We start from the raw sequence: 6,846 nt of genomic DNA on the forward strand, positions 1-6,846 counted from the left end.
AAGGCGATGGCCACTCAGACGGCGGCCGAGCGGCGCGAGGAGGCGCGTCAGCGCTACAACGCCTACGTCGCGACCTGCCCGTCAAGGAAGCTGCTCGACACGCTCAGCGACAAGTGGGTGAGCCTGGCGCTCACCGCGCTCGCCGGCGGTCCGCGCCGCTACAGCGAGCTGGCGAGGACGATCGCCGGCGTCAGCCAGAAGATGCTCACGCAGACGTTGCGGACCATGGAGCGCGACGGCCTGGTGTCACGCACGGTCACCCCGTCGGTGCCGGTGCGGGTCGACTATCGGCTCACGCCGCTGGGTGAGGACCTCATGCCGCTGCTGGAAGCGATCAAGCGATGGGCCGAGATCCACATGGACGATGTCGAGGCGGCCAGGCGGTCGTACGACCGGCGCGCCGGCCACCGACCTTGACGACCTTCAGGCGAGGCGTTTACCTTCCCTGAAGGGTGGGCCGACGACATCGTCGTGGGGGAGGGCGGACGATGGGTGTTCCCGAGGTCGTCTACCGAGGTGACAATCCCGCCTCGGACCTTGAGCGTGCCGGTCTCACCGAAGAGGATCTGCTTCTCCTCGCGGAGCTGGCCAAGGGCGTGACAGCAGATCGGGTGGGCCGCAGTCTCGACGTCAGCGGGCGAACCGTACGGCGCCGGCTGCGGTGCATCTGCGACCGCATCGGCGTGGCGACGGCGATCGAGGCGGTCGCCTGGGCGGCACGCCGCCGCCTCATTTGACCCCGATATCTGACCGCAGTATCTGACCGCTTCATCTGACTGTTTCATCTGACCGCGTTCGCTCCGCGAGGGACCGGCGCCCCTCCAATGGAGGAGGGGCCCCGGAAAGGCTCCCCGGAAAGGCTCCCCGGAAAGGCTCCCCGGAAAGGCTCCCCGGAAAGGCTCCGTGGAAGGGGCCCGTAGACAGAGGCTCAGTCGGCGACGCGCACCGCTCCCGCGAACGGCCGGCCGTCGATCTTCGCGATGTGGATGACGTCTCCGGTGCGCGGCGCGTGGATCATGTAGCCGTTGCCGATGTAGATGCCCACGTGGTGCAGGTCGGAGTAGAAGAACACCAGGTCGCCGGGGCGGAGCTGGTCACGCGGGATGTGCGTGCCCGCCGTCCACTGGTCGCCCGTGTAGTGCGGCAGGCTGATTCCGACGGACTGGTAGGCCGCCATGACCAGGCCGGAGCAGTCGAAGGAGCCGGGCCCCTCGGCGCCCCACACGTACGGCTTGAGCTGCTGCCTGAGGGCCCAGCGCGCCGCCTGGGCGGCCTTGCCGTCACCGATGATGGGGAAGGCCGTCCTCGTGCGCGTCTCGCGGCCGATCGTCTGGGAGACCTGGCGATAGAGGTTGCTCTCGGTCTTCTTGATCAGTTTGGTGATCTTGTCGCGCCGCGCGTCGAGGCCGCTGAGGAGCTTCTTGACCTCGGTCTGCCGGGCGGAGGCGCTCTGCCTGGCCCGCGCGGCGGCGTCCATGGCCTTGGTGACCTCGGCGACCTCCTGGCTCTGCTGCAGCTCCAGGGCGTACGTCGTGGAGGCCTGGTCGAGGTAGCGCCGGGGGTCGGCGTCGCTGTCGATGAGCACGAGCGCGTTGCCGAGCCCGTTGGTCATGTAGGAGTGCTGCGCGAGGGCGCTCGCCTTCTGTCGGCGGACCTCGAGCTCGGCCTCGCTCTTGGCGAGGTTCTTCTTGGCGAGGTCGGCGGACCGCTCGGCCGCCTTCAGGCGCACCCGCTCGCCGTTGTACTGCTCGGTGAGCGTCTCGATTTCGTCGTAGAGGCCCTCGACCTGCTCGGTGAGCTCCTTGAGGCTCGGCTTCGGGTCGGCGGTGGCGCTGACCACCGGGGCGCCGAACGTGATCGCGCTGATCGCGACGCCGACGAACGCCAGACGGCGGATGGGACCCGGACCGGCCGTGCCGGATCCGGACCGTCGGCCGCGGGCGTGCCTGCCCGCCGGCCTCTTGCCACGCATGCGCAACCGAGCTCCTCTCCCACGTGCGCCCCGCGGAGGGTCCGTCGTCGAGACGGAGCCGTACGGCGGGGCACTGTTGAGCGCCTACCGGGTTAGCTGACGGGTTCGGGCCGGAGTAGCCCTACCTGGCGGATTCACCCCTTGTCGATCTGAGACCGAACCGATCCTGGATCCTGCAGTTGGGTCCCCGGCTCCCCTTCGCACTCGGTGCTTCGAAGATTCGGCGCCCGGTCTCCGCGAGCGCTCACGATGACCGGCATCGTCGCTGGACGATAGTGCACCGCGAGTTCTTGCTCAACCAGAACTCCGAAACCCGTCTAGGTTTGACAACCAAACGATCACGGTCGGATCACGAGCTCGGTAGTGATGCATCCGCGTTCACCTGGGTTTGGAGCGATCCGAGAGTTTCGACGTGCTGGTCGGACTGGTGAAAAAACCTGGACGAAACGGGACAGTCGCCCCGGGGTGTGACCGCATATCCGTCCGCGTCCGAGCGGCTACTCACGGTCAGAACTCATGTCGGGTCTGGCGTTTGGGGATGACCGTTATCCAGGGGGACGCTCCACGCATGGGATCCGGCCGCGCTCCGGCTAGGCTGACCGGTCATGGAGCAGGTCGCCGCGCAGACGCCCAGTGAGTCGGGTGCCACGGCCGTGACGGTGCGCCGGGCCAGGACGCCGGACGTCCGGACGATCCGGCGTCTCGTCGACGCGTACTCCGGTGTCGGGCCCCGCCTGCTCAAGAAGAGCACGGTCACGCTGTATGAGGACGTCCAGGAGTTCTGGGTGGCCGAGACGGCCGGGCAGGTCGTCGGCTGCGGCGCGCTGCACGTGCTGTGGGAGGACCTCGCCGAGATCAGGACCGTCGCGGTGGACCCCGCGGCGCGCGGCGGGGGCGTCGGCCATCGGATCGTCGCCGCGCTCATCGAGACCGCCAGAGACCTCGGCGTGCGGAGGGTCTTCTGCCTCACGTTCGCGGTGGAGTTCTTCACCAGGCACGGTTTCAGGCCCATCCAGGGCACCCCGGTCTCTCCGGAGGTCTACGCGGAACTCCTGGCGTCGTACGACGAGGGCGTCGCCGAGTTTCTCGATCTGGAGCACGTGAAGCCGAACACGCTGGGGAACACCCGGATGTTGCTGCACCTCGACCGCCATTGATCACCATTGATGAGCATTGATCGTCGATCTTGACGATGCTTGTCGACTGCTGCAAAGGTGACTGTTGATACACCTGTCGCTACTTTTGGCAATATCAGCGTGTGCTAGAGACGTGCGGCGCATGCGTCTTCGAAACGAGGTGACACGGTGAGCACCGGACAGCCGCCGTACCCCCAGGACGAGTCGGACGGAACGCCACCGCCGTCATCGAACCCCGGGTACAACACGGACAGACAACCCCAGGACTACGACCCCGACGTCACGGTGGTCAGCTATCGCGGGCAGCACACGGGTCCGCAGCAGCCGCCCGCCTACGACCCCGCCCAGGGCGGCTACGGCCAGCAGCAGGGCTACGGCGCCCAGCAGGGGTACGGTCAGACCGGCCCGCAGCAGGGCTACGGTCAGCAGGCCCCGCAGGCCCAGCAGCAGCAGTATGGCCAGCAGACCGGTCCCCAGGACTACGGCCAGCAGCAGGCCCAGCAGCAGTACGGCCAGCAGGGCTACGGTCAGCAGCAGGGCTACGGCCAGACCGGCCCCCAGCAGCAGTACGGCCAGCAGGGGTACGGCCAGACCGGCCCCCAGCAGCAGTACGGCCAGCAGGGGTACGGCCAGACCGGCTCGCAGCAGGGCTACGGCGCCCAGCAGGGGCAGCAGCAGTACGGCCAGCAGGGCTATGGCCAGCAGCAGGCCCCGCAGGCCCAGCAGCAGCAGTACGGCCAGCAGACCGGTCCCCAGGACTACGGCCAGCAGCAGGGCTACGGGCAGCAGCAGGGCTATGGCCAGACCGGCCCGCAGCAGGGCTACGGCGCCCAGCAGGGGCAGCAGCAGTACGGCCAGCAGCAGGGCTACGGTCAGCAGCCCGCTTACGGTCAGCAGCAGCCGTACGGCCAGGACCAGTACGGGCAGCAGCAGTTCGCCCAGCCGAGCTCCCAGCAGGGCTACGGTCAGCAGCCCGGCTACGGTCAGCAGCCGTACGGCCAGCCCGGCTATGGTCAGCCCGGCTACGGCCAGCCGTACGCGCCCGCCGGCCCGATCCCGCCCGGCGCCCCGGCTCCGCTCGCGGAGTGGTGGCAGCGGCTCGTCGCCCGCATCGTCGACGGCATGATCGTCGGCATTCCGGTCGCGATCATCACGCTCGTCGTCACCGGGATCGTCGTCACCAGCCCGAGCGTCGACATTAGGAGCGGGGTTTACAACCCGGGAAGCGGTTACTTCCTGGCGTCTCTGCTCACGGCGATCCTGGGCGGCCTCATCATGGTCGTCTACGAATTCCTCATGCTGCGGTCGCAGGGGCAGACGCTCGGCAAGAAACTCATGGGCATCAAGGTCGTTCCCGTCGGGGGCACCCTCGACGCGGGCGGGCTTCCGCAGGACGCGGCGCTCAAGCGGGCCGGCGTGCTCTACGGTTTCGAGTTCCTGCAGTGGATTCCCGTTATCGTCTACATCGCCAACCTCGCCTCCCTTCTGAACGTGCTGTGGCTGTTGTGGGACAAGCCGCTGCATCAGGCGCTCCATGACAAGGTCGCCAACACAGTGGTCGTCAAGGTCAAGTAAGACGACGGACGGGGCCGATGGAACGGACCATCGGCCCCGTTTTTCTATGGGCCGCTATGGCTTCGAGCGCACCGCGCCCGCGCGGCTGTGACGGAAAATCCTTGCGGCGCCTCCGGGGCATGCCATGCTTGGGTTACCGTCCCGAGAGGTGCCCAATGTCCGCGAGACCGCCCCCGGCGCCAATCCTTAAGACTCGCCCCGCCGTCCCCAGGGTCATATCCGCCCATGGGCGGCTTAAGGAACCGTCAGGGGTGCTTATGGGGCCGTATGGAGCCGCACAGGCCCTTATGGCACTCCCCGATGCCCGCCGCTCTGGCCGTCCCCAGGCGGCGTCCGCGGAATGCGGGGATCGTTTGGCCGTGGGAAACTTCGGCGCCACGACCGTCCGGGCCGTCCGCGTGATTGTGCCCCCGCTCCTTTTTTCGATCTTCAGACCTCCCTCTTGTCGATCTTGACGGAACCGGTGGTCCACTCTTTTTACGAGGCTTCCGGGCTGTGACGATCTGCTTGCGCGTATATCACGCAAGGCGTGCACGCCGTACGAGAAGGGTGCCGGGCTCCTTGTGAAGATCCGGCCGCCGTGACGCCGGCTCCTCGTTTCAGCCCAGCTCTTCAACGGCCGTACGTGCCCGGTCCGGCCCTTTTCCGCAGCGCGCGTTTGCCGCTTGACGCGTGTTCGTCAGCACCTGTCCGCACGGATCGGCAGGCCGCTCACCTGCGGCTACGGCATGATGCGGGAGGCGCGATCCCGTCGCCCTCGGTCGCCGGGGAAGCGCGCAAGCGGCTGAAACGACCGGACGGCCCGGGATCGGTGACCGGCGGGGTCGGCATTCTGGGTACGATTTCGAGTGCATCCGGTAAGGCCGCTGGAGAGACGAGGATTACCTCGGCCCTCCAGGGGCACCCCGGAAGGCGCGCCTGGTCCCTCCCGGCGCTATGGTCGTATCAGGGCGCCCGGCCCGGCAAGAGGCCGGCAGCCTTGCCACGTCCTCGGAATTTCCTCGGGTGCACCTAATGACACCCCCGGCACGAGCGAGGCAGAATGACAGAGGTATTGTCCGCCTTGATACCTTCCGTGGTCGTCGCCGGCGCGGTCGTCTACGGCATCGTAAAGTTGGTACGTTCCGACGCGGCGGGCCTCCGCACGGCACGGGAGCCACGCGAGAAGTCTCCGGACTCAGAGGTTCCTGAGAATCCGCAATCATGAATTGTCAGCCGGGGGAAACCGGGTATATGTTTGGCTGACGAATCAAACTATGGGCTGCGAAAGGATTGCCGGATGGCCAAGCACACGCAGGTGATTCTCATCGACGATCTCGATGGCGGCGAGGCCAATGAGACGGTCACCTTCGCGATTGACGGCACGTCATATGAGATTGACCTGAGCGACAGCAACGCGAAGAGGCTTCGCGAGGCTCTGTCGCCTTTCGTCAGCGGCGCGAGGCGCGCGGACAGCGGGCAGGCCCGTGGGCGCCGTCGTGGTGCGGGCGGCGGGGGCCAGCGAGCGATGACGCGCGAGAAGAGCGCGGAGATCCGTGCCTGGGCGAAGGCTCACGGACACCCTGTGAGCGAGCGCGGTCGCATTGCCGCCTCGATCGTCCAGGCGTACGAGGAGGCGCACTAGACAGTGTCCGGCAGATGCCGCCCCGCGCGCTGCAGGGCTTGATTTGTCGGACACGACCTCTAGGTCGCGTCGCTCGGATCGGCTGTCTACCGGGTCGTCCAGACGGCACCTGGCTGCGTCGCCGCACTACCCACGGAGATTCCTCATGGCCTTCGAATCTCCGCAGGGCGCGGAGTGGGTGTCAATAGCTCCGCTATTGACTCCTCCTCCGCCTTGCGATGCATCCGCCTGGACGATCCCGGCTAGGGCAAGATCTGCGGGGACACTCTCTAACTCGAACCTTGATCGCGCGGTTATGGCAAGTCGTCGGAGGACCTGACGATCGCATAACCGCGCGATTGTGTTTGCGCTCCCTTAAAACCTCGTTCGCTTGCGGCGTATCGGGAACATGTCACCCCCAGCAGGGGGTTGGATAGAGCATGAACGCCCTGCGCTTGGGGAACCCTTCTGCCAAGGAGCGGGTCGCTGGGCCGGGGCTACCATGCGGAACGACGGGCCGGATCTCCCGTGCTCGCCTGACCGCTCTGTGAGGAGCGACG

The 6,846-nt window shown here is 67.2% G+C and carries 6 protein-coding genes and 1 riboswitch; of the genes, 5 read left to right on the forward strand and 1 reads right to left on the reverse strand.

From position 1 onward, the window contains the following. Positions 1-6: 6 nt before the first annotated feature. Positions 7-417 (forward strand): winged helix-turn-helix transcriptional regulator, encoded by a 411-nt coding sequence (locus FLX08_RS26220; RefSeq protein ID WP_142622378.1) that lies wholly within the window; start codon positions 7-9, stop codon positions 415-417. 71 nt (positions 418-488) lie between these two features. Further along, positions 489-737, forward strand: coding sequence for a helix-turn-helix domain-containing protein (locus tag FLX08_RS26225; RefSeq protein WP_142622380.1), 249 nt, complete (start codon positions 489-491; stop codon positions 735-737). Positions 738-928: 191 nt separating this feature from the next. Here the strand turns inward: FLX08_RS26225 and FLX08_RS26230 are convergent, their stop codons facing one another. Further along, positions 929-1,972, reverse strand: a complete 1,044-nt coding sequence (locus tag FLX08_RS26230) for a C40 family peptidase (RefSeq protein ID WP_142622382.1) — start codon at positions 1,970-1,972, stop codon at positions 929-931. Between the two features lie 66 nt (positions 1,973-2,038). Continuing rightward, positions 2,039-2,192, reverse strand: a riboswitch (cyclic di-AMP (ydaO/yuaA leader). A gap of 385 nt (positions 2,193-2,577) precedes the next feature. Here FLX08_RS26230 and FLX08_RS26235 point away from each other — a divergent pair. The 3 genes from FLX08_RS26235 (at position 2,578) to FLX08_RS26245 (ending at position 6,307) form a co-directional block, all read left to right on the forward strand. Then, entirely contained in the window at positions 2,578-3,129 is a 552-nt protein-coding gene (locus FLX08_RS26235; RefSeq protein ID WP_142622384.1) for an amino-acid N-acetyltransferase, read from the forward strand. A 147-nt stretch (positions 3,130-3,276) separates the two neighbouring features. Continuing rightward, positions 3,277-4,683 carry an RDD family protein gene (locus FLX08_RS26240; RefSeq protein WP_142622386.1) on the forward strand — a complete coding sequence of 469 codons (1,407 nt, stop codon included), beginning with the start codon at positions 3,277-3,279 and terminating at the stop codon, positions 4,681-4,683. A gap of 1,279 nt (positions 4,684-5,962) precedes the next feature. Then, positions 5,963-6,307: a histone-like nucleoid-structuring protein Lsr2 gene (locus FLX08_RS26245; protein WP_142622388.1), complete on the forward strand. Its 345-nt coding sequence runs from the start codon at positions 5,963-5,965 to the stop codon at positions 6,305-6,307. Positions 6,308-6,846: the final 539 nt, after the last annotated feature.

It is taken from the genome of Microbispora hainanensis (assembly GCF_006874475.1).
Lineage (GTDB): Bacteria > Actinomycetota > Actinomycetes > Streptosporangiales > Streptosporangiaceae > Microbispora > Microbispora hainanensis.